Below are 22,374 nucleotides of genomic sequence, written 5' to 3' on the forward strand. Positions count from 1 at the left end.
TGGATCTGTTTTAATAATTGACAATTAAAGCTTTTTATTAAAAAATGTTTTTTAACTTTGCTTGATTTCTATGGCAAAATCCGTTCTCTCATAGAAAGTATTTTGAAATAACCCTCTATTACAACCCCTTTTTAAAAAAACCCCTAACCCAAAAGACCGCATTTCAAGGAGTTATTGCTTGCTTGCATAAGATTTTTTATATCAGATTGTAAAAAATGCATTTGGTATTTTTTAAATGTTGTGATCAATGTTTTTCAATATCAAATCAGTAAAACACTAGCATGACAAATCCCTTCAAAAATGATATAATAGACTTGATGAACTCATTTTAAGGAAAATGCCCATGCGTTTGCACACTGCCTTTTTTGGTATTAATTCATTGCTTGTTGCCGCTCTTTTGATAAGTGGTTGCAGTCTTTTTAAAAAGCGTAACACTAACGCCCAGCTCATCCCCCCTTCAGCTAATGGCTTGCAAGCCCCCATTTATCCCCCAACCAATTTCACCCCAAGAAAGAGCATTCAGCCTCTCCCAAGCCCACGCATTGAGAATAACGATCAGCCCATTATTAGCTCTAATCCCACTAACGCTATCCCTAACACCCCTATTCTCACGCCTAATAATGTCATTGAACTAAACGCAGTGGGCATGGGCGTGGCTCCAGAATCCACCATTTCGCCCTCTCAAGCCCTAGCTTTGGCCAAGCGGGCGGCTATCGTTGATGGCTACCGCCAGTTGGGTGAAAAAATGTATGGTATTAGGGTGAACGCTCAAGACACCGTCAAAGACATGGTTTTACAAAATTCCGTGATTAAAACCAGAGTCAACGCCCTCATTCGTAACGCTGAAATCACTGAGACCATCTATAAAGACGGCTTGTGTCAAGTGAGCATGGAGCTTAAATTAGACGGCAGGATTTGGTATCGTATTTTGAGCGGAGCGAGAGGATAAACCCTCTTACTCTATAATCATGCGGTATTTTAGAAGTGCTTTTTTATTATTTTTCATGACGCTTTTTTTTGTCTCTTGCTCCAAGCACCCTTTTTCTAAGCAAACCCCCAAAACTAGGGAGCAAATCAGACAAGAAGAAGCCAATAAAAAAAGAGAAGAGACTTTGAATGCCTTGCGCCAATTCAGGCTCATTTATATTAACACGCCGGTTTTTCGCTTTTATGATTACGGCACGATTAAAACCGATAAAGACCATAATATTGAAGTAACCCTTTATAAGCTCAGCCAAAGAGTGGGCGATATTTATATGACTAAACGAAACATTTGTTTTAGCCAAAAATGTTCGGCTAAATGGATTGCCGCAAGGGATTTGTTTGGTAAGGTGAGCTATGGGGATTTGTTTGATGACATTGTTTTAGGGAGGGATATTTTTAAAGGCTTAGGGAAACGCCACCTAACCCCTGAATACGTGATCCAAAGGTTTCAAAAAAGCGGAGAAATTATCCTTTATGAAAGAAAAAATGGCCTGATTTCTTTCCAGAATTTGACGCAAAAAATTGCTATTAGGATTGAACCCTATGAGCCTTCTTTGCAAGATTTAGAAGACAATGAAAACGCTGATAGCGAGCTTCAATGAAAAACTTTTCCCCATTCTGTTATTTTAAAAAGCTCAAAAAACGCCATTTAATCGCTCTGAGCCTACCATTGCTTTCTTATGCCAATGGCTTTAAAATCCAAGAGCAAAGCCTAAATGGCACGGCTTTAGGCTCGGCGTATGTCGCTGGGGCTAGGGGCGCTGACGCTTCTTTTTACAACCCAGCGAACATGGGCTTTAATAACGATTGGGGTGAAAACAGAAGCGAATTTGAAATGACCACCACCGTGATTAATATCCCGGCCTTTAGCTTTAAAGTCCCTACGACTAATCAAGGCTTGTATTCAGTTACGAGTTTAGAAATTGATAAAAGCCAACAAAATATTTTAGGCATCATCAACACTATAGGGCTTGGCAATATCCTTAAAGCGCTTGGCAATACGGCTGCTACCAATGGCTTATCACAAGCAATCAATCGTGTTCAAGGGCTTATGAATCTAACCAATCAAAAAGTTGTAACCCTCGCTTCAAATCCTGATTCTCAAATCGTGAATGGCTGGACGGGCACGACTAATTTTGTTTTACCCAAATTCTTTTATAAAACGCGCACGCATAACGGCTTCACTTTTGGGGGGAGTTTTACCGCTCCTAGTGGGTTAGGCATGAAATGGAATGGTAAGGGGGGGGAATTTTTGCATGATGTTTTTATCATGATGGTAGAGCTTGCCCCTAGCATGAGCTACACTATCAATAAGCGCTTTTCTGTGGGTGTGGGTTTAAGGGGGCTTTATGCGACCGGGAGCTTTAATAACACCGTTTATGTGCCTTTAGAGGGCGCTTCGGTTTTGAGCGCGGAGCAAATTTTAAACTTACCCAACAATGTTTTTGCGAATCAAGTGCCAAGTAATATGATGACTTTATTAGGCAATATTGGCTACCAACCGGCGCTTAATTGCCAAAAAGCCGGTGGGGATATGAGCGATCAAAGCTGTCAAGAGTTTTACAACGGCTTGAAAAAAATCATGGGTTATAGCGGTTTAATCAAAGCGAGCGCGAATCTTTATGGCACGACTGAAGTCGTGCAAAAGTCTAACGGGCAAGGCGTATCGGGGGGGTATAGAGTGGGTTCGAGTTTGCGCGTGTTTGATCATGGCATGTTTTCTGTGGTGTATAATTCTTCAGTTACCTTTAACATGAAAGGCGGTTTGGTGGCTATCACAGAGCTTGGCCCTTCTTTAGGGAGCGTTTTGACTAAAGGCAGCTTGAATATCAATGTTTCACTCCCCCAAACTTTAAGCTTAGCCTACGCCCACCAATTTTTTAAAGATCACCTAAGGGTTGAAGGGGTGTTTGAGCGCACCTTTTGGAGTCAAGGGAATAAATTTTTAGTCACCCCTGATTTTGCGAACGCTACTTACAAGGGCTTAAGCGGGACGGTGGCTTCACTAGACTCTGAAACGCTTAAAAAAATGGTAAGCCTAGCGAATTTTAAAAGCGTGATGAACATGGGGGCTGGCTGGAGGGACACCAACACCTTTAGATTAGGGGTAACTTACATGGGTAAAAGCTTGCGTTTGATGGGCGCTTTTGATTATGACCAAGCCCCAAGCCCCCAAGACGCGATAGGCATTCCGGATTCTAATGGCTATACTGTGGCTTTTGGGACGAAATACAATTTTAGGGGTTTTGATTTGGGCGTAGCGGGGAGTTTCACTTTTAAAAGCAACCGCTCTAGTTTGTATCAATCCCCAACCATTGGGCAATTGAGAATCTTTAGCGCCTCTTTAGGCTATCGCTGGTAAAGCATGCCAAAGAATCAAAACATGCTAGATAACCAAACGATTTTAATCACCGGTGGCACCGGGAGTTTTGGCAAATGCTTTGTTCGTAAAGTTTTAGACACCACCAACGCTAAAAAAATCATCGTTTATAGCCGAGATGAATTAAAACAAAGCGAAATGGCCATGGAATTTAATGATCCTAGGATGCGTTTTTTTATCGGCGATGTCAGGGATTTAGAGCGCTTGAATTACGCTTTAGAGGGCGTGGATATTTGTATCCATGCGGCTGCGCTCAAGCATGTGCCTATCGCTGAATACAACCCCCTAGAATGCATTAAAACCAATATCATGGGAGCGAGCAATGTGATTAACGCATGCTTAAAAAATGCCATCAGCCAGGTCATCGCCTTAAGCACCGATAAAGCCGCTAACCCCATTAACCTCTACGGCGCAACCAAATTGTGCAGCGACAAGCTCTTTGTGAGCGCGAACAACTTTAAAGGCGCTTCTCAAACGCAATTTGGCGTGGTGCGTTATGGTAATGTGGTGGGGAGCCGTGGGAGCGTGGTGCCGTTTTTTAAAAAATTAGTCCAAAACAAAGCGAGTGAAATCCCTATCACCGATATTCGCATGACACGATTTTGGATCACCTTAGATGAGGGGGTTTCTTTTGTGCTTAAAAGCTTGAAAAGAATGCATGGGGGTGAAATTTTTGTGCCTAAAATCCCCAGCATGAAAATGACTGATCTCGCTAAAGCCCTAGCCCCCAATACCCCTACTAAAATCATAGGGATTCGTCCGGGCGAAAAACTCCATGAAGTGATGATTCCCAAAGATGAAAGCCATTTAGCCCTAGAATTTGAAGACTTTTTTATCATTCAGCCCACTATAAGTTTCCAAACGCCTAAAGATTACACGCTCACCAAACTCCATGAAAAAGGCCAAAAAGTCGCCCCTGATTTTGAATACAGCAGCCATAATAATAACCAATGGCTAGAGCCTGATGATTTGTTAAAATTACTATGAATTTTTTAGAAGATTTATTTTACCCCTTAAGATTGTTAGAAAACAAGCGCGTTTTATTGCTCGTGAGCGGATCTATTGCGGCGTATAAATCCCTAGAATTAACGCGCTTGTTGTTTAAAAGCGGGGCTAGTATCCAAGTGGTCATGAGTGAGGGCGCAAAAAAATTCATCAAGCCCTTAAGCTTTGAAGCCTTGAGCCATCATAAAGTCTTGCATGATCGTAATGAAAAATGGTATTACAACCACCAAAACAAATTGCACCATAACCACATCGCATGCGCTGCTAATTCTGATTTACTCATCTTTGCCCCTTTAAGCGCTAACAGCTTGTCTAAAATCGCTCACGCTTTAGCGGATAATATCGTTAGCGCGACTTTTTTAGCTTGCGCTTCCCCTAAAATCCTAGCCCCTAGCATGAACACTAACATGCTCAATTCCCCTATCACTCAAAGTAATTTAAAACGCTTGAAAGATTCCAACCACATTATTTTAGACACGCAAAACGGCCTTTTAGCATGCGACACTAAAGGCGAAGGGGCGATGGCTGAGCCTTTAGAAATCCTTTTTAAAGCCACTCAAACGCTCCTAAAAGACGCTTATTTTGAAAACAGAGAAGTCATAATCATGGGCGGTGCGAGCGTGGAAAAGATTGACAGCGTTCGAACGATTAGCAATCTTTCTAGCGGGATTCAAGCGAGCGCTTTGGCTCTAGCGTTATATTTTAAGGGAGCCAAAGTTACTTTGATTGCATCAAACTTCCCTACCCCCTTGCCTAAAGAAATCGCAAGCGTTTTAGTTAGCGACACCGCTTCTTATGAAAACGCCTTAAATAACGCCGCTAAAAACTTGCAAAAGCATGCCTTAAAACCCCTGCTCTTCAATTTAGCCGCCATTAGCGATTATTTGCCTAAAACTTCTTTTAACCATAAGCTTAAAAAAAGCGAAATCGGCGAAACCCTAAACATTGAATGCGTTCAAAATAAGGATTTGTTAGCTTCTGTTGATCCCAACCAATTCGTTAAAATCGGTTTTAAAGCTGAAGACGATCAACAAAACGCTATCAAAAACGCGCAAAATCTTTTAAAACCTTTTCAAGATAACGGCAAGGATTGCTCTGTGGCCGCTTTGAATCTCATTAAAGATTCACGCCCCTTTGGTTCATTAGAGAATGAATTGTGGCTCTTTAGCCATAAAAAAACCCAAAAAATCCCTTCTATGAATAAATTAGAAGCGAGTTTTAAAATCCTTGATTTTATCAAAGACAACGCCCTTTAATGCTAGAAGCCCTAAACGCCCTAAACCAGCTTAACGCTCTTCATTCCAAAAACGCCGCGCACCATTTTAACGCTACCTTACCCATTCTTTTAAAAGCGCTAGAAAAACAAGATAAAGATCTTTTTCTTTTGCAAGTGGGTAATAAAATTATCCCCACCAAAAGCGAACAGGAATTAAAAATCAATCAGCCTTATTTTGCGACTATGCAAAGGAATCAGCTGGGCGATATTGTGCTTAAAAATTTAGTGCCTGCCCCAAAAATCTTAGACGCATTAGACGATTTGCCAACCATTGAAATGAAGAAATTAAAAGAAATATTGAGCACCAAAGACAACACCCCCCTAAAAGAATACAAAGAGTTTTTGAGCGAAAAATTAGTCCATGCTAAAAATCCGCAAGAGTTTTTGAATACAGCCAACATGCTTTTAAGCTTGCAATCGCAGGTTTTAAGCTTTGTGGTTGAAAACGAACGCAAAAAAGCCTTTTTGCAGATGAGAGCCAAAAAACAAAGCGTTGATTTTTACGCTCTGTATCCTAATTTGGGCGAAATTGGCGGCGTTATTTATTTGAAGGAAAAAGAAAAACAGCTTTTTTTAAAAACCACCCTCCAAAGGACTCAAGAGGTTTTAAAAGAGGCTCAAAACACCCTTTTAGGCTTTTCTTTTGTGGAAATTGTGTGCGAAAAAACCCCCATGCTTTTTGCCTTTGAAGAGCGCTTATTGGATACGCTAGGGTAAGTTTTAGCGTTTTAAAAACGCCTTTATGATGGATTTAAGCGCTTTTTTATCCAACAAAAGAGCGATACCCTCTTTTTACATTAATCCATGCGGAATTTTAGAATTCCTCATGCATTTTTTAAAAGTTTTTCAACCGCTAAGGCTTTATCTTTGGCTTGCGTGATCGCGCTAATGACGGCGATACCGCTGAATTTTTGCAATTTTGAAGCGTTATCTGTCGTGATGCCCCCAATCGCTATAAGAGGTTTTTTTACCCCGCTATCGTGTATTTTTTTTAAAAGATTGACGCCTACAACTTGTTTAATGTCTTTTTTAGATGGTGTGGGGAAAATAGGGCCTACCCCTAAATAGGATACGCCGTCTAAATGGCGTGCTTTTAGGGCTTGCTCTAAAGTATTGACGCTCAAACCGATAAAAAGGCGCTTTTGGCATAAAGTTACTACCTCTTCTATAGCCATGTCCTCTTGCCCCACATGCACGCCATCAGCCTTTAATTCTAGCGCGAGTCGCACCTCATCATTAATAATAAAAGGCGTGCCGTATTTTTTGCATAATTTTTGACACTCTAGGGCTAATCGTTTGATTTCAACAGGATCTTGTAAGGCTAAATCGCCTTTTTGGCGGAATTGAAACGCTGTGATTTTAGATTGTAAAGCTAATTCTAAAGTGTCTAAAAGCGCGTTTGTCCTATCGTTTTTGTCGCCTTTTATATGGTAGAAATCTTGCGAACCAGCCACAAACATGAGTTTCAAACAATTCGCATCAAACATGCTTTTTAACGCTCCACAAATTCAAAGGCCCATGCCCATGCCCAATATTTAAGGGGTTTTGAATGATAATAGTTAAAAGCTCTTTAGCCTTTGTGATAGCGTTTTTTAAATCCAGCCCTTGAGCGAGTAAGCCCACAATCAAGCTAGACAAAACACAACCCGTGCCATGCGTGTTTTTGGTGTTAAAGCGCTTGGCGTTTAGGATAAATTCAATATCTTCTAAAAACACCCAATCGTTGCTAAACTCCCCTTGAAAATGCTCTGTATGCCCCCCTTTAATCACAGCGTTTTTGACGCCTAAATCCCTTAAAACACCCATCGCTTTTGAAGCGCTTTTATAATCTCGCACTTGAACGCCTGTGAGCGCATAGACTTCAGGGAGGTTAGGGGTTAGTAAATTGGCTTTAGGTAAAAGGCGTTTTTTTAAGCTTAAAATCGCCTCTTCTTCTAAAAGCAAAGCCCCATTTTTTGCCACCATCACCGGATCTAAAACGCACAACCCAAAATCACAAGTTTCTAAAGTGTCCGCCACGCATTCAATGATTTGAGCGTTGCATAACGCTCCCATTTTGAACGCTTTGATAGAAAAATCATCTCTAATGGCTAAGATTTGTGCTTTCACGCTCTCCACGCTCAATGGATAAACCCCATGCACGCCCTGTGTGTTTTGAGCGGTTATACAAGTGATCACGCTTGTCCCAAACACGCCCAAAGTTTGAAACGCTTTCAAATCGGCCTGTATCCCAGCGCCCCCACCGCTATCGCTACCAGCAATGCTTAAAACTTGCGGATAAATTTTCATAACTCTTCCTTAATAGGGCTATTTTCTAACTTTATGGGCAAGCTTAGAGCGTCTAAAAAATAAAACAAGAACGAACCATTAGAGCCGTTATTTTCTAACACTTTTTTTTGCGCATTAAAAGCGGCTTGTTTATAGAGCGCGCAAAGTTGCGCCATAGAATCTAAGGGGTCTTTTTTCAAACTCAAAAAGCTCGCGCATGCTGCTGCATGCAAACACCCAGCCCCAGTAATCACAGCCAAATATTCGCTCCCTCCACTGATGCTAAAAACTTTTTTCCCATCGCTCACGTAATCTATTTTACCCGTCATTACCGCTATCACAGAATATTTTTGAGCCGCTCGTTTGACAATTTCTACAGGCGTAGCGGAATGCTTGGAATCTAACCCCTTACTTTCGCAAGAAATACCCACTAAAGAGCCTAATTCGGCAGCATTACCCCTAAGCGCGCTAATTCCTTCGCTTTCTAAAAGCTCTAAGCTTGTGTCATGGCGCAAAGCGCTCGCTGAACACCCCACCGGATCTAACACGATGGGTTTATTCAAAGCCTTGTAATGTTTGATAGCCTCTTTAGCGCATAAAATAGTGCGTTCATTGAGAGTGCCAATATTGATAGCGAGCGCGTCAGAAATTTTTGCTAAATCTTGCATCTCATCAATCGCATCACTCATTAAAGGCGATGCCCCTAAGGCTAATAAACCATTAGCCACAAATTGCGCCACCACATAATTGGTGATATTATGCACTAAAGGGCGTTTTTGGCGTAATTCTTTTAACATAATAAACCTCCTTAAACTTTCTTTTATTTTACAAGAAAACCCATTAAGCGACGCTGTTTTTGAAATTGAGTGTGGAAGCGTTCAAAAATGAACTATTTTCCATTAACCTCATCTTTCTTAACCCCATTTTTCTTAAATATAGCGCTAGTTAGATCACAAAAGCGGTGGAAAAAGCGAGAAAGGCTTGCAGCGACTTTTTCTTTCACCTCTTGATAGCGCGAATTTTTGTCAAACCTGGAGACTTTTTCTTCAATGATTTCAGGGAATTTTGTCCCGCTAAAATCAATTTCGCCCCCTTTAAAGGCATGCTGCATGAACGAATAGGCTTTTTCTTCATTCAAGCGGTTTTCTTCTATAATGTTTTGGAATTCCTCTTCTCTTTTTTGGTGGATATAGTTTTGAAAATGCGCATGGACTTCTTCATCTTTGTTGTATTTGTCAATGAAACCCATGATCAAATCTTTTTTATTCCTTAATTCTATGCTGGAGTTAAGGATCGGCTCTATTTTGGTTTTAACGCCTTGAATTTCTAGATCATCCTCTTTAGCATATTTTTCAATCAAGTTTAAAATATAGTCAATATTGACTTCCACTTGCTTGATGAGTTCAATTTCAAAAATCAAATCGTCGTTAATCTCTTCTTTATCCCTCCCTTTTTCTGGCCTCATTTCATCGTAAAAATCAAGGTATTTGCTTTGATAGTCTTGAAAATCCCTGGGATTGATGTAATCGTCTTTGTTAAAATTTTCAAAGCTGTTTAAAATATTTTCTAATTTCAAAATCTTGCCAAAAAGCTTGATAAAATCCTTTTTCTGGCTTTCTGAAACGATCGGCTCTTTTAAAGGAAACTCCGCTAAAAGCCTTCCAATCAAACCCTCATAGCCCTCATATTCTTTATTGTTATCCGTGTAGCCTTTCAAATAGTCTTCATATTTTCTCAATAACACAACAGATTGAGCGTCCTTGTTGCCAAAAAGCGTGAGCGCATCATTCAGATCCTTTTCTAAATCCCTAAAACAAACGATATTCCCATGCGTTTTAACGCTGTCTAAAATGCGGTTAGTCCGTGAAAAAGCCTGAATTAGCCCATGGTATTTCAAGTTTTTATCCACCCAAAGGGTGTTGAGCCTTGTAGCGTCAAACCCGGTCAAAAACATGTTCACCACCATTAAAAGATCGATTTCACGCTCTTTCATTTTTAAAGAAAGATCCTTATAATAGCTTTGGAATTTTTGATCCGAAGTGTCAAAAGAAGTTTTAAACATCCCGTTATAATCCGCAATCGCGCCCTCTAAAAAATCCCTTGAGCTTTTGTCTAGCCCGCTAGCGCTTTCATTGTTTTCATCTTCTAGCGCTTCAATTTCTTCATTAGCGCTATAACTAAAAATGGTAGCGATTTTAAGGTTGTGTTTTTCTTCTTTAAAAGCTTGGTAGTATTTTTTCAGCGCTTCTATACCAGAACATGCCAGAATGGAATTGAATTTTTTATTTTTAGTGGCTTGATTAAAACGCTCAACAATGCATTTAGCGATTTCTTTGATCCTCCTAGTATCTAAAAGGGCGTTTTTTTCATCAACCGCTCTAACCTCTTTATCTTTAATGTCCTCTTTAGCTTTAATGGTGTTGTGGTATTCCACTCTAAAGGGCAACACGTTTTTATCCCTGATCGCATCAATAATGGTGTATTGGTGTAGGCATTTCCCAAATTTTTGCTCTGTCGTGCCTAAAGGGTTGTTTTTATCGCAATTGTCTCTAAAAATGGGCGTGCCAGTGAATCCAAAAAGGTGGTATTTTTTAAACGCTTTAGTGATGATTTGATGCATTGAGCCTAACTGACTCCTGTGGCATTCATCAAAAATCATCACCACCTCTTCATTAAAAATCGCATGCCCTTTAAGGTGGGCTTTAACGAATTTGTCTAATTTTTGGATCGTGGTGATAATGATTTTAGCGCTAGAATCTTCTAGCTGTTGTTTTAAAATCTTGGTGCTGGTGTTGGAATTGGCGCAATCTTTTTGGAATTTATCGTATTCTTTCATGGTTTGGTAGTCCAAATCCTTCCTGTCCACCACAAACAAAACCTTTGAAACGTGTTCTAATTCTTTAGCTAAAGTCGCGCTTTTAAAGCTCGTTAAGGTTTTACCGCTCCCTGTCGTGTGCCAGATATAGCCTCCGCTTTGGCTTTTCTTATAAGTTTTACTATCATGCGTGGCTTTGATTTTTTCCAAAATCCTTTCTGCCGCCACGATTTGATAAGGCCGCATCACCAATAAAACCTCTTCACTCGTAAAAACGCAATAGCGCGTTAAAACGTTCAAAAGGCTGCGCTTCGCAAAAAACGACTGAGCAAAATCCATTAAATCCTCAATATTATGATTCTTGCTGTCCGCCCAATAATTCGTGAATTCAAAAGTATCGGCTTTACTGTTTTTTTCAATTTGGGCTATCCTCGTGGTGTTTGAATAGTATTTACTACTCGTGCCGTTACTGATGACAAAAATCTGCACGAATTCAAAAAGCCCGTCTTCAGCGCTAAAACTATCCCTTTTATAGCGCTTGATCTGATTGAACGCCTCTCTAATCGCCACGCCTCTTTTTTTCAATTCCACATGCACTAAAGGCAAGCCATTCACAAGGATGCTCACATCATAGCGGTTTTGATACTTCCCCCCTTTATTGCTGTATTGGTGGATCACTTGCAAGGCGTTTCTGTGGATATTTTTCTTATCAATGATTTTAATGTTTTTGGTTTTTCCGTTCTCAAGGGTTAGGTTAAAAATCGGATCTTCTTGGATCTTTTTTGTTTTAGCTTTATAGTCATCGTTTTTATTAGCGATGAATTGAGAATAAAGAGCGTCCCATTCTTTAGGCGTGAAATGATGATCGTTAAGCTTTTCTAACTGCTCTTTTAAATTGTCTTTTAATTCTTGTTCGTTGTGGATTTGTTTAAATTCATAGCCTTGTTTTTCTAAAAGCTTAATAAACGCCCTTTCTAGCTCTGCTTCGCTCTCATAAGCGCTTTTCCTCTCACTATCGCTATGAAATTCCGCTACCACCGTGCTTTCATTGCTTTCTGCGATCGTTTCGTAATTCATGCTATTCCTTGTCAACTTCTTTTTAGTGGGTTTAGGGGTTTGAAGGTCAGTAGTTTTTCTCGGTAATATTCGTATTGCTTTTTTCGTGCTTCTATTTCAGCGGGGATACCGGCTAATAAATCGGTGGTTAAGATTGAAAATTGATCCAAAATCTTAACGATCTCTTGTTGGATCTCTAGGGGTGGGATGGGGATTTCTAATTGTGAATAGCGAGAAATCCAGTGCCTTGCATGTTCCCCACCGATATTATAAGGAATAGTTTGCATGTAAAAAAAGATAAATCTGATGTTAATTGTAGGATTTTTGGGGAGTAAGATTTTCATAGCGCTTGATTTTACTTTAAAAGGGAAATCAACCCATTGGGTCGCCGTTGTGAAATCGTCAAAGATAATAACCGGAGAGCTTTTACTCGCTTGATAAATATTGTCTTTTTCATTTGTATAACCTAAAATAAAGGTTTTTCCTGCGGTTAAAACGGGAGTAGGATAACTTTTATCAAATTCTTTACTTGTTACACAATATTTATTGGGTTGATCGTATTCTAGCACCTCCCCCAACTTCCTAAACCCCACCCCCTTAGGCGCTAAAGTGTGGAGTAAGGTTTTCAAGCGTTTGGGGTAGGGTTTTGCGCTAATTTTTGCGTCTTTGCGGTTTTGGTTAATGTCATCAAAGTCTAAAAGCATGTTTTGGTAATACTGGTATTGCTTTTTGCGCGCGTTTAATTCTGTGTTTAATTCTGTGTTTAATTCTGTGAAAGCGTCCAAAATCTTAACGATCTCTTGTTGGATCTCTAGGGGTGGGATGGGGATTAAAAAATTTTGTAATATGTTTGCATTCAAGTTATTTATTGTTGTTGTATTCAAAGATTTTTCTAAATATTGTTTAAAAATATTACTTGTAAAAATATGATACACAAAGCGACTATTTACCTCACGAATTCTAATCACTCCCATAAAGCCACCAAAAACATAATCAAAATCTGTGTTAATAAAAGCCACTTTTCCTATATGTTCGCTACTTCCACTCCCAGCACAAATTAAAATATCGTTTTTTTTAAGGTATTGCTCTTTTCTAATTTTTACATTTTTATTGATAACCTTAATATCTTCAAAGTTTAAATGATTTGATAGAGTTATGTTATTTGCTCGCAATACTTTAATTCCACATTCTAGGTTATTGATTTCTTGATTTTTTTTATAAGTAACGCCTCTTATATATTCCCCAATATCCCCCAACTTCCTAAACCCCACCCCCTTAGGCGCTAAAGTGTGGAGCAGTTGCTCTATTTGGTTCATTTTGCCCCCTTTAAGCTTCTAATTCTTTAATAATAAGATCAAGGCTGTTTCTTAAAGCGCTCTGTTTTTTTACGATTTGAGAAATCTCAATATTAAGCGCTTTAATGTCAATAATCTCTTTCGTGTCTTCTTGCTCCACATAGCGGTTGACGGAAAGGTTGTAATCGTTTTCTTGGATTTGCTCCATAGACACTAGAGCCGAAAAATGTTTGATGGCTTTTCTTTCAATATAGGTTTGCAAAATCTTTTCTCGGTTGTGCGCTTTGAGCTTGTTTTTCTTGCCTTCTTTGACAAACTCCTTACTCGCATCAATAAAAAGCGTGGTGTCGTCTTTTTTGTTTTTCTTAAGCACTAAAATGCAAGTAGCGATATTCGTTCCAAAAAAGAGGTTGTCAGGCAAAGCGATCACGCAGTCAATAAAGTTCTCTTTGACTAAATACTCTCTGATTTTCTTTTCAGCACCGCCTCTATAAAGCACCCCGGGAAATTCCACGATCGCAGCCGTGCCTTGATTGGATAAATAAGAAAGCATGTGCATGGTGAAGGCGAGATCGGCTTTGTCTTTGGGCGCTAGCGCACCGGCCTTATTAAAACGCTCATCGTTCATTAAAAGGGGGTTGTTATCGCCTACCCATTTAGTGGAATAGGGAGGGTTGGAAACGATCGCATCAAAAGGCTCATCGTCTTCATGCTTTGGGTCTAAAAGCGTGTCCCCTAGCGCAATGTGGAATTTAGAGTAATTGATGTCATGCAAAAACATGTTGATACGGCAAAGGTTGTAAGTGGTCAAATTGATTTCTTGCCCGAAATACCCTTTTAAGACGTTTTTATCGCCTAACACTTTAGAAAATTGCAAAAGCAAGCTCCCGCTCCCGCAGCATGGGTCATAAACTTTATTGACGCTCTCTTGGTTGTGCAGGGTGATTTTAGCGAGTAATTCGCTCACTTCTTGGGGGGTGAAAAATTCCCCTCCGCTTTTGCCGGCATTGCTCGCATACATCGCCATTAAATATTCATAAGCGTCGCCAAAAACATCGATCCCGCTTTGTTGGTATTCGCCTAATTGCATGCCCCCTATGGCTTCAAGGATTTTAGTCAGTTTTTCCACCCTAGTTTTATGAGAGCTCCCTAATTTGTTGCTATTGACATCTAAATCCGCAAACAAGCCTTTGACGTTTTCTTCTGATGGAGCGCCAAGGCTAGATTTTTCTATTTCGTTAAAAATATTTTGTAAGGTTACATTGAGATCTTCGTTACTACGTGCATTTTTTAAAACATTACAAAATAAAGCGCTTGGCGGGATGAAAAAGCCTTTTTCTTCAATGGTTGATTTTCTTACGATTTCAGCCTCTTCATCGCTTAATGAAGCGTAATCAAAGTTAGGATCAAGCTTTCGCTCGTATTCATTGTGGTGGTTAGCCATGTTTTCTGAAATGTAGCGGTAAAAAAGAATGCCTAAAACGTATTGCTTGAAATCCCAGCCATCCACTGAGCCTCTCAATTCGTTCGCCACTTTCCAAATGGTGTTGTGCAATTCGTTGCGTTCTAATGAAGAAGATTCGTTCGCTTTGTTTTTGTTTTCCATAAAAGCCCCTTTTTTGTGTTTTTTTGATTGGCGGTTTTGTTTGGCGTTGTTAGCCTTTAAAGGTTTCATTATAGCAAAGAATATTATTTTTTTTCCCTTGCGTTTTCTATGTATTTGTGGGGTAAATAAGCTATAATCCCATTTTTCAAAAGACATTTTTAAAAGGGGTTTGAATGGTATTTGACAGAACGATAAGCACAAGAGAGAAAAAAGCGGCTAAAACGCTTGGGATTATTGGGGTCGTTTTTTTTATTTTATTTGGCATAATGATAAGTGGGGTGGCTTTGCGCCAAGAGTGGGTGCAACAATTGGATTTATTTTTTATAGATCTAATCCGTAACCCTGCCCCCATTCAAGGGAGCGCGTGGCTTTCTTTCGTGTTTTTTAGCACTTGGTTTGCGCAAAGCAAGCTCACCACTCCTATCGCTTTACTCATTGGCGTGTGGTTTGGGTTTCAAAAACGCATCGCTTTGGGGGTGTGGTTTTTTCTTAGCATCTTATTAGGTGAATTCACCTTAAAACTCCTTAAGCTTTTAGTGGCGCGCCCACGGCCTGTAACCAATGGCGAATTGGTTTTTGCGCATGGCTTTAGTTTCCCTAGCGGGCATGCTTTGGCTTCAGCGCTTTTTTACGGCTCTTTGGCGTTGTTGTTATGCTACTCTAACGCAAACAATCGCACCAAAACTATTGGCGCTGTTATTTTACTTTTTTGGATTGTTTTAATGGCGTATGATAGGGTTTATTTAGGGGTGCATTACCCTAGCGATGTTTTAGGAGGGTTTTGTTTAGGCGTGGCTTGGTCGTGTTGCTCTTTAGTGCTTTATTTAGGGTTTTTGAAACGCCCTTATAAAAACGCTTAAAGCGTTTTTTAAAACCTCATTTTAAAAAGAAAGCGATGAGTTAGGGTATAACTCCTCTTTCTTTTTAACCTCATCAAATTCATCTTTATAGCGGTTTGGGAAATCCGGGTCATAATCCACAACGCTTTTTAAAAAACCGCTGAATTTTGGATTTTTGTCGCTAAGCTCTTGAGCCATAGTGTAATCAATTTTTTCCTTATATTTAGCGTTCAATAAAATAGCGCTTTTGTCCTCATCAGTTCTCAAATCAATCACGCCAATCCCAAAACTCGCATGCAAACGCTTCAACAAATCCATGAGTTTAGAATTGTGCGTATCAATATGACGACCCACTAAATACCCCTCATTAGCCCACGAGCTGTTAGAAATCGCTTGAAAATAACACTCCCTGCAATTATTCACGCTGATTTCTTTTTTCAATTCAAAGCTCACCAGTTTAACGGGCAAAGTGTCAAATTTTTTAGAAAAAGCGATTAAATTTTCATTAGACAATTCAGCGTGCAAAAACCTAACCCCCACCATGTCCGGATAAAGCCACCTGTCCATGCCTTTTGGCGATTTCAAACTCTCTTCGTGAAAAATGGTTTTCGTGTAGCATTTCAAATTTTCATTATGAAAAGCCATGTAAGTTAAAAAGGGGTGCAAATCCCTTTCATGCATGATTTTATTATGCGCGATTTTAGTGCTTGAAACGCCGGGCTTTTCTATATTTAAAACCGGCTCTTTAGCTGCGCTTTTTAAAGCGATTAAAGCTGGCTTTTCTTGCACCTTAAAAAAGGGTAGTTCTTCGCCATTGTTTAGGGCTGTATAAATAAAGGCGTTAACACTCTGGTGTGGGGTGTTGCCCCCACAATCAAACATGTTTTTAATCTCACCTTTTTCATAAAGCTCTTTGGCTTTATCATAAACCAAAGTAACCTTAATCGGTCCTGTAATCTCTAAAACGCTTTGAACGATTTCAATGTCTTGCGGTTTCATTTTTTACTCGCTAAATACTCTTCATAACTGCCTTTAAAATCAATGATTGAAGCGCCTTTAGGGCTTGGGACTAATTCAATGATCCGGTTAGCATACGCATCAATGAGCTCTCTGTCATGGCTTATGCAAATCACTGCCCCATCAAATTTAAAGAGCGCTTCGCCTAAAGCGATAATCGCTTCTAAATCCAAGTGGTTAGTTGGCTCATCTAAGACTAAGAAATTCCCCCCCTCTAGCATGAGCTTGGATAAAACCATTCTATGCTTTTCGCCTCCGCTTAAAGCGTTCACGCACTTTTCTTGCTCTTCGCCATTAAAAAGCATCCTCCCTAAAGCGTTCCTAACCTCGGCGCTTTCAATCTTTTTATTGAAGTTAAAGAGCCATTGATACAAGGTCTCTTCGCCGCTAATTTCTTCGCTCACGTTTTGAGGAAAATAGCCTTTTGAAACGGTAGCCCCCCATTTCACCACGCCCTTATCCGGCTTTAACTCTTCTACTAAAATTTTACAAAGCGTGGATTTACCCACGCCGTTTGGCCCTATGAGGGCGATTTTATCTTTAGGCATCACTTTCAAGCTCACTTGATTTAAAACAATTTGCCCATCATAACTTTTAGAGATATTTTCGCATTCTAAAGCTTCATTCCCAATGGTTCTTTTGGGTTTAAAAATAATGCTAGGATCTCTTCTACTAGATACCGCTAAGCTTTGAATGTCTAATTTATCCAGTTGTTTTTGGCGGCTTGTGGCTTGCTTGGCTTTGGAAGCGTTAGCGCTAAAACGAGCGATGAATTTTTCTAACTCTTCTTTTTCTTTGAGTTTTTTATTGCGTTCGGCTTCTTGCTGTTTAGCGATCAAAGTAGAAGCGATATACCAATCGTCATAGTTCCCGCTAAATTCGCGCACGCTGTGAAAATCCAAATCCAAAATATGCGTGCATACCGCATTTAAAAAATGCCTGTCATGGCTGATGACGACCATCGTGCCTTCATGGCGTTTGAGGTTGTTTTCCAGCCATTCAATAGCGTTTAAATCCAGGTTGTTCGTAGGCTCATCTAACAGCAAAATGTCCGGTTTAGGGAATAAGACTTGAGCGAGAAGGATTTTAAATTTATCGCTGCTTGGCAAGGTTTTCATCAAATCGTTGTGCCTAGAGCTAGGAATGCCTAAATCTTCTAGGATTTTTTCAATCACCACTTCGCATTCATACATGGGATCTTCTTCTACGCAAATGGTTTCCAACTCCCCTAATCTCGCATTCACTTTATCATCGCTCAAATCGCCCTCGGTGTATAAGCGCTCTTTTTCTTTGATAGCGTCATACAAACGCTTATTGCCTATCAAAACCGCATCTTTAAGACTCAAATCTTCAAAAGCGTATTGATCCTGCCCTAAAACCCCCATTTTCATCCCGCTTGTGATAATGACTTCCCCACTGCTGCAATCAATGCTCTTGCTTAAAATCTTTAAAAAAGTGGACTTCCCTGCCCCATTAGCCCCAATAAGCCCGTAGCGCTTGTTTTTATCCAGCTTGATATTCACGTTTTCAAACAATTTTTTAGTCGCATAGCGTTGCGTTAAGTTGATGGTTTGCAACATCTTATGATTTCCTTATTTTTTGTGATCAGAGAAAGTTTATTGTAGCGTTTTCTTTGCAATATTGTAACCCTTGCTTATTATGGTTATTCATAAGGTCTTTGACGCCCAAAATTTGATCGAGCCTGTATCATTTTCTCTTGATTTTTTATTCAAATTAAGGTAAAAATAATGTTTTAAAGCAAAAAAGGATCATGTCATTGAAAGTATTTGATTACGAAGATGTCCAACTCATTCCTAATAAATGCATCGTGAATAGCCGTTCAGAGTGCGATACGACCGTTATTTTAGGTAAACACGCGTTTAAAATGCCTATAGTCCCAGCCAACATGCAAACAATCATTAACGAATCGATCGCAGAATTTCTAGCAGAAAATGGCTATTTCTATATCATGCACCGCTTTAATGGACCGGCAAGAATCCCGTTTGTCAAAAAAATGAAAGAACGCCAATGGATCAGTTCAATCAGCGTGGGGGTGAAAAAGGAAGAGTATCTTTTTGTAGAAGAGTTGGCCAAACAAGGATTAGCGCCAGACTACATCACAATCGATATTGCGCATGGCCATTCAAATTCTGTCATTGAAATGATCCAGCGCATCAAAACGCATTTTCCCGAAACTTTTGTGATTGCCGGGAATGTTGGCACGCCAGAAGCAGTCCGTGAATTAGAGAACGCCGGTGCTGACGCTACGAAAGTTGGCATCGGGCCTGGGAAAGTGTGTATCACTAAAATCAAAACAGGCTTTGGCACGGGTGGTTGGCAGCTGGCGGCTCTTAGGTGGTGCGCTAAAGCAGCAAGAAAGCCCATTATTGCAGATGGCGGCATTCGCACGCATGGGGATATTGCAAAATCCATACGCTTTGGCGCAACAATGGTAATGATTGGCTCGCTTTTTGCAGGGCATGAAGAGTCATCTGGAGAAACAAAAATAGAAAATGGTGTCGTGTATAAGGAATATTTCGGTTCGGCATCAGAGTTCCAAAAAGGTGAAAAGAAAAATGTTGAAGGTAAGAAGATTTGGATCCAACATAAAGGCTCGTTAAAAGACACGCTGGTTGAAATGCATCAAGATTTGCAATCTTCAATCTCCTATGCAGGCGGGAGAGACCTTGAAGCGATTCGAAAAGTGGATTATGTGATTGTGAAAAATTCAATTTTCAATGGGGACACGATCTAAAGAAAATCAATGAAAAACAATTTGTTTTGACTTGGGTTTTTATTGTTTTTTGATCCTTTCTTTGATTTCACTGCATTTTGTGGGATCTTTTTTTTAATTCAAGTGCATAGTCTTTGAATTTAACTTTTACGAGCGAAATGCCTTTCAATGCAGTCGCATAAGATGTGGATCATAAGAATGTGCATTTCTTGGATTCGTGGGGTGTCATCACTAGGGACAATCAAAGCCATATCGCTTAAAGGCTTCATTTTCCCCCCATCACGCCCCGCTAAGCTAAGCGTTTTCATCCCTAAATCTTTAGCTTTTTCATAAGCTTTCAGGACATTTTTGGAATTACCGCTTGTAGAAATCCCTATTAAAATATCTTCTTTATTCCCTAGCGCTTCCACTTGTCTGGCGAACACTTCTTCATAACCATAATCGTTCGCAATGGCGGTGAGGGCTGAGGTATCCGTGCTTAAACTTATCGCGCTCAAGCCTTTCCTTTCTAGTTTATAGCGCCCAGTCAATTCAGCGGCAAAATGCTGCGCATCGCTCGCACTCCCCCCGTTACCGCAAATAAGGATTTTCCCTTGATTTTCTAAAGTTTCTATCAAAAGATGAACGCTTTGCTTTAACGCTTCTTGCAAACTTTCTAAACTTTTTTCTAACGCTTCCTTATGGGCTAAAAATTCTTTTTGAATCAAATCATCAATCATTATGTGTCCTTTTAATTTTTTCTATGATAGCGCTTGTGGAATAACCTTCTTCAAACTCCATCAAACGGGTTTCTTTAGCAAATTCGCTCCCTATGACTTCTTTATTGAGATAGTCCGCTCCCTTGACTAAAATATCAGGCTTTAGGGCTTGAATTAATTTTATAGGCGCATCTTCTTCAAACACCACAACATAATCCACGCAAGACAAACTCGCTAAAAGAAACGCTCTGTCTTTTTCGCTCACTATGGGGCGTTTATCCCCCTTAAGCCTTTTAATGGAATTATCGCTATTTAACCCCACAATGAGAATATCCCCTAAAGCTTTAGCCTTTTGCAAATAACTCGCATGCCCTTTATGGAGAATGTCAAAACAGCCATTAGTGAAAACAATTTTTTGCTGGTTGTGTTCTAAAGTTTCTAACAGCTTTTCTAAAGGGAGGATTTTAGGGTGCGTTTGGTTCAAAATCAAAGCGATTTCTTCTAAACTTGCTAACGCACTCCCCATTTTACCCACCACCACAGCCGCCGCCGCATTGGCAAACTCGCAAGCATCTTTTAGGCTTTTTGATTCTAATAAAGAGAGCGTTAAAGACGCTATCACCGTATCGCCTGCCCCCGTTACATCATAAACTTCTTTAGCGATAGTGGGGCAATTGACTAACTCGTTTTTTTCTAAAAAAGCGATGCCTTGTTCACTCAAGGTAACTAAAGGCATAGCGATTTGATAAGTTTCTTTTAAGATTTGGAGCGCTTTTGATAAATTCGCATGGCTGTCTAACTTCAAATGGAGCGCATGCTCTAATTCAGCGCGATTAGGCGTGATCAAACTCGCATGAGAATATTTGCTATAATCTTTCCCTTTAGGGTCGCATAAAATGAGCTTGTGGTGTTGGTTGGCTAGAGCGATCATTGTTTGAGTGAGTTCAAAATCCAACACGCCCTTATTGTAATCTGAAAGGATAACGCCATCTATTTCTTGGATTTTTTCTGTGAAAAAATCTAAAAGTTTGTTTCTTAAATCAGCGTTTAAGGGGTCTTTGATTTCCTTATCCACGCGCGCGATTTGCTGGTTTTGCGCGATGATGCGCGTCTTAAGCGTGGTGCAACGGGTTTTATCTATCAAAACGCCTGAAGTGTCAATCCCCCTTGTTTTTAAAGCGCTAATGAAATGCTTGCCCTCTAAATCATCGCCCACTACCCCACATAAAAAGACTTTAGCTTTTAAAGAGGTAAGGTTATTAGCCACATTGGCCGCTCCGCCTAAATTCTTGCTCTCTTTTTTGACCTCTAAAACAGGCACAGGGGCTTCAGGCGAAAGGCGTTCGCTCTTCCCCCACAAATAATAATCAGCGATCAGATCGCCTATGACTAAGATTTTTTTCATGCGTATTGCTCTTTAAAAATCGCATGGATATGGGGCAAATAATCTTTAATACCGCTTTCTAAATCGTATAAAGGGGTGTAATCTAAATCCAAAATAGCAGGCTCAATATGCGCTTGGGTGTGCTTTTGGAAAAAAGCGTAGGGGTTTTTAATATAGCTCACTTTAAAATCCCCTAAATGCTCTTTTAAAATGCTAACGATTTCATTATAACTTCTGGCTTGCGAATAGCCCACATTATAAACCCCGCTTTTTTGAGCCTTCATCGCTTTCACATTCGCTTGGATCACATCTTCAATATAGACAAAATCCCTTAATTGCTCGCCAAATTCAAAAAGCTTGACTTCCTTAAACGCCATTGCGCTTAAAGCGAGTTGCAAAACCATGGAAGCGGTTTTTTCTTTATAAAATTCCCTAGGCCCATAGACATTAAAATACCTTAAGCCCACTTGAATGTTATCGCTTGAATGCGAAAGAACAAATTCGTCCATGCAAAGCTTGGAAAAGCCATAAACGTTTTCAGGGCTTTCGTTTGAGCCTACCACATTGGGGGCTTTGGTGTTGCCATAAACGCCCGCTGAAGAAGCATAAATCACTTTAGCCTTTTTTGATCGAGCGATTTCTAAAAGGTTTAAAAAAGCCTGATAATTGGTTTTCATCACTAATTCTTGATTGAGCATGGTCGTATCAGAGACAGCGGCTTGGTGGAACAAATAATCAAAATGCAATTTTTCTAAACGCCTTAAATCTAAGGGGTTATTAATGTCAGCTACAATCACTTCACCCTTAAAACCGATCAAATTCTTAAAATGCCCTAAAGAACTCGGGCGGCCATTACTAGAAAGCGTGTTACTGCGGAATTTATCCAAAATGACTACTTTAGCTTTAGGGTGGTTCTCTTGAAAATAAAAGGCCAGATTACTGCCCACAAAGCCAGCCCCACCGGTGATTAAAATCGTTTGATTTTCTAATCCATCATCAATATAACGCATGATTTAT

19 protein-coding genes are annotated in these 22,374 nt (G+C 39.9%); 8 read left to right on the plus strand and 11 right to left on the minus strand.

Annotated features, from left to right (window positions below; translation table 11 throughout):
* The first annotated feature begins 343 nt into the window (after positions 1 to 343).
* Genes EAL44_RS04340 through EAL44_RS04365 form a run of 6 tightly spaced genes read left to right on the plus strand, consistent with a single transcriptional unit; the run spans position 344 to position 6,362 of the window.
* On the plus strand, positions 344 to 949 hold the full coding sequence (locus EAL44_RS04340) for an LPP20 family lipoprotein (RefSeq protein WP_001236589.1): 606 nt from the start codon (positions 344 to 346) through the stop codon (positions 947 to 949).
* A gap of 19 nt (positions 950 to 968) precedes the next feature.
* A complete protein-coding gene (locus EAL44_RS04345) occupies positions 969 to 1,586 on the plus strand; it encodes an HP0838 family lipoprotein (protein WP_001268719.1) in 618 nt (205 codons plus the stop codon).
* Positions 1,583 to 3,346 (plus strand): OmpP1/FadL family transporter, encoded by a 1,764-nt coding sequence (locus EAL44_RS04350; protein WP_121075102.1) that lies wholly within the window; start codon positions 1,583 to 1,585, stop codon positions 3,344 to 3,346. Before EAL44_RS04345 ends, EAL44_RS04350 begins: the two co-directional genes overlap by 4 nt.
* Before the next feature lie 21 nt (positions 3,347 to 3,367).
* A complete protein-coding gene (gene pseB, locus EAL44_RS04355; protein WP_162970356.1) occupies positions 3,368 to 4,351 on the plus strand; it encodes a UDP-N-acetylglucosamine 4,6-dehydratase (inverting) in 984 nt (327 codons plus the stop codon).
* Positions 4,348 to 5,625: a bifunctional phosphopantothenoylcysteine decarboxylase/phosphopantothenate--cysteine ligase CoaBC gene (gene coaBC, locus EAL44_RS04360; protein ID WP_121075107.1), complete on the plus strand. Its 1,278-nt coding sequence runs from the start codon at positions 4,348 to 4,350 to the stop codon at positions 5,623 to 5,625. Before pseB ends, coaBC begins: the two co-directional genes overlap by 4 nt.
* On the plus strand, positions 5,625 to 6,362 hold the full coding sequence (locus EAL44_RS04365) for a hypothetical protein (protein ID WP_121075110.1): 738 nt from the start codon (positions 5,625 to 5,627) through the stop codon (positions 6,360 to 6,362). The genes coaBC and EAL44_RS04365 overlap by 1 nt, the downstream gene beginning before the upstream one ends.
* 107 nt (positions 6,363 to 6,469) lie before the next feature.
* On the opposite strand, the gene thiE is transcribed toward EAL44_RS04365, so the two are convergent.
* The 6 genes from thiE to EAL44_RS04395 all read right to left on the minus strand — a co-directional run bounded on the left by thiE (position 6,470) and on the right by EAL44_RS04395 (position 14,685).
* Positions 6,470 to 7,132, minus strand: a complete 663-nt coding sequence (gene thiE / locus EAL44_RS04370) for a thiamine phosphate synthase (protein WP_121075113.1) — start codon at positions 7,130 to 7,132, stop codon at positions 6,470 to 6,472.
* A complete protein-coding gene (gene thiD, locus EAL44_RS04375) occupies positions 7,125 to 7,934 on the minus strand; it encodes a bifunctional hydroxymethylpyrimidine kinase/phosphomethylpyrimidine kinase (protein ID WP_121075116.1) in 810 nt (269 codons plus the stop codon). The genes thiE and thiD overlap by 8 nt, the downstream gene beginning before the upstream one ends.
* Complete coding sequence (gene thiM / locus EAL44_RS04380; RefSeq protein WP_121075119.1) at positions 7,931 to 8,710, minus strand: hydroxyethylthiazole kinase; 780 nt, start codon at positions 8,708 to 8,710, stop codon at positions 7,931 to 7,933. Before thiM ends, thiD begins: the two co-directional genes overlap by 4 nt.
* Positions 8,711 to 8,802: 92 nt before the next feature.
* Positions 8,803 to 11,805 (minus strand): HsdR family type I site-specific deoxyribonuclease, encoded by a 3,003-nt coding sequence (locus EAL44_RS04385; RefSeq protein WP_121075122.1) that lies wholly within the window; start codon positions 11,803 to 11,805, stop codon positions 8,803 to 8,805.
* 11 nt (positions 11,806 to 11,816) lie between these two features.
* The gene (locus tag EAL44_RS04390) at positions 11,817 to 13,100 is read right to left on the minus strand and encodes a restriction endonuclease subunit S (protein WP_121075125.1); all 1,284 of its coding nucleotides are present in this window, start codon (positions 13,098 to 13,100) and stop codon (positions 11,817 to 11,819) included.
* A gap of 10 nt (positions 13,101 to 13,110) precedes the next feature.
* Positions 13,111 to 14,685, minus strand: coding sequence for a type I restriction-modification system subunit M (locus EAL44_RS04395; protein WP_121075128.1), 1,575 nt, complete (start codon positions 14,683 to 14,685; stop codon positions 13,111 to 13,113).
* Between the two features lie 173 nt (positions 14,686 to 14,858).
* Between EAL44_RS04395 and EAL44_RS04405 the strand changes: the two genes are divergently transcribed.
* Entirely contained in the window at positions 14,859 to 15,545 is a 687-nt protein-coding gene (locus tag EAL44_RS04405; protein ID WP_121075131.1) for a phosphatase PAP2 family protein, read from the plus strand.
* 21 nt (positions 15,546 to 15,566) lie between these two features.
* On the opposite strand, the gene EAL44_RS04410 is transcribed toward EAL44_RS04405, so the two are convergent.
* Positions 15,567 to 16,523 carry a COG2958 family protein gene (locus EAL44_RS04410; RefSeq protein WP_121075134.1) on the minus strand — a complete coding sequence of 319 codons (957 nt, stop codon included), beginning with the start codon at positions 16,521 to 16,523 and terminating at the stop codon, positions 15,567 to 15,569.
* Positions 16,520 to 18,121 carry an ABC-F family ATP-binding cassette domain-containing protein gene (locus EAL44_RS04415; RefSeq protein ID WP_121075137.1) on the minus strand — a complete coding sequence of 534 codons (1,602 nt, stop codon included), beginning with the start codon at positions 18,119 to 18,121 and terminating at the stop codon, positions 16,520 to 16,522. The genes EAL44_RS04410 and EAL44_RS04415 overlap by 4 nt, the downstream gene beginning before the upstream one ends.
* A 197-nt stretch (positions 18,122 to 18,318) precedes the next feature.
* On the opposite strand from EAL44_RS04415, the gene guaC reads away from it, so the two are divergent.
* Positions 18,319 to 19,296 (plus strand): GMP reductase, encoded by a 978-nt coding sequence (gene guaC / locus EAL44_RS04420; RefSeq protein WP_340137415.1) that lies wholly within the window; start codon positions 18,319 to 18,321, stop codon positions 19,294 to 19,296.
* A gap of 119 nt (positions 19,297 to 19,415) precedes the next feature.
* On the opposite strand, the gene gmhA is transcribed toward guaC, so the two are convergent.
* Genes gmhA through rfaD form a run of 3 tightly spaced genes read right to left on the minus strand, consistent with a single transcriptional unit; the run spans position 19,416 to position 22,367 of the window.
* The gene (gmhA, locus tag EAL44_RS04425) at positions 19,416 to 19,994 is read right to left on the minus strand and encodes a D-sedoheptulose 7-phosphate isomerase (RefSeq protein ID WP_121075143.1); all 579 of its coding nucleotides are present in this window, start codon (positions 19,992 to 19,994) and stop codon (positions 19,416 to 19,418) included.
* A complete protein-coding gene (gene rfaE1 / locus EAL44_RS04430; RefSeq protein WP_121075146.1) occupies positions 19,987 to 21,378 on the minus strand; it encodes a D-glycero-beta-D-manno-heptose-7-phosphate kinase in 1,392 nt (463 codons plus the stop codon). The genes gmhA and rfaE1 overlap by 8 nt, the downstream gene beginning before the upstream one ends.
* Complete coding sequence (gene rfaD, locus EAL44_RS04435; RefSeq protein WP_121075149.1) at positions 21,375 to 22,367, minus strand: ADP-glyceromanno-heptose 6-epimerase; 993 nt, start codon at positions 22,365 to 22,367, stop codon at positions 21,375 to 21,377. The genes rfaE1 and rfaD overlap by 4 nt, the downstream gene beginning before the upstream one ends.
* Between the last annotated feature and the right edge of the window lie 7 nt (positions 22,368 to 22,374).

This window comes from Helicobacter pylori, from assembly GCF_003637685.1.
Lineage (GTDB): Bacteria > Campylobacterota > Campylobacteria > Campylobacterales > Helicobacteraceae > Helicobacter > Helicobacter pylori_CJ.

What these genes read in the sequence shown, in the direction of transcription:
- EAL44_RS04340 (WP_001236589.1), top strand. Translation starts at nt 344, where the DNA reads ATGCGTTTGCACACTGCCTTTTTTGGTATTAATTCATTGCTTGTTGCC.
- EAL44_RS04345 (WP_001268719.1), top strand. Translation starts at nt 969, where the DNA reads ATGCGGTATTTTAGAAGTGCTTTTTTATTATTTTTCATGACGCTTTTT.
- EAL44_RS04350 (WP_121075102.1), top strand. Translation starts at nt 1,583, where the DNA reads ATGAAAAACTTTTCCCCATTCTGTTATTTTAAAAAGCTCAAAAAACGC.
- pseB (WP_162970356.1), top strand. Translation starts at nt 3,368, where the DNA reads ATGCTAGATAACCAAACGATTTTAATCACCGGTGGCACCGGGAGTTTT.
- coaBC (WP_121075107.1), top strand. Translation starts at nt 4,348, where the DNA reads ATGAATTTTTTAGAAGATTTATTTTACCCCTTAAGATTGTTAGAAAAC.
- EAL44_RS04365 (WP_121075110.1), top strand. Translation starts at nt 5,625, where the DNA reads ATGCTAGAAGCCCTAAACGCCCTAAACCAGCTTAACGCTCTTCATTCC.
- thiE (WP_121075113.1), bottom strand. Translation starts at nt 7,132, where the DNA reads ATGTTTGATGCGAATTGTTTGAAACTCATGTTTGTGGCTGGTTCGCAA.
- thiD (WP_121075116.1), bottom strand. Translation starts at nt 7,934, where the DNA reads ATGAAAATTTATCCGCAAGTTTTAAGCATTGCTGGTAGCGATAGCGGT.
- thiM (WP_121075119.1), bottom strand. Translation starts at nt 8,710, where the DNA reads ATGTTAAAAGAATTACGCCAAAAACGCCCTTTAGTGCATAATATCACC.
- EAL44_RS04385 (WP_121075122.1), bottom strand. Translation starts at nt 11,805, where the DNA reads ATGAATTACGAAACGATCGCAGAAAGCAATGAAAGCACGGTGGTAGCG.
- EAL44_RS04390 (WP_121075125.1), bottom strand. Translation starts at nt 13,100, where the DNA reads ATGAACCAAATAGAGCAACTGCTCCACACTTTAGCGCCTAAGGGGGTG.
- EAL44_RS04395 (WP_121075128.1), bottom strand. Translation starts at nt 14,685, where the DNA reads ATGGAAAACAAAAACAAAGCGAACGAATCTTCTTCATTAGAACGCAAC.
- EAL44_RS04405 (WP_121075131.1), top strand. Translation starts at nt 14,859, where the DNA reads ATGGTATTTGACAGAACGATAAGCACAAGAGAGAAAAAAGCGGCTAAA.
- EAL44_RS04410 (WP_121075134.1), bottom strand. Translation starts at nt 16,523, where the DNA reads ATGAAACCGCAAGACATTGAAATCGTTCAAAGCGTTTTAGAGATTACA.
- EAL44_RS04415 (WP_121075137.1), bottom strand. Translation starts at nt 18,121, where the DNA reads ATGTTGCAAACCATCAACTTAACGCAACGCTATGCGACTAAAAAATTG.
- gmhA (WP_121075143.1), bottom strand. Translation starts at nt 19,994, where the DNA reads ATGATTGATGATTTGATTCAAAAAGAATTTTTAGCCCATAAGGAAGCG.
- rfaE1 (WP_121075146.1), bottom strand. Translation starts at nt 21,378, where the DNA reads ATGAAAAAAATCTTAGTCATAGGCGATCTGATCGCTGATTATTATTTG.
- rfaD (WP_121075149.1), bottom strand. Translation starts at nt 22,367, where the DNA reads ATGCGTTATATTGATGATGGATTAGAAAATCAAACGATTTTAATCACC.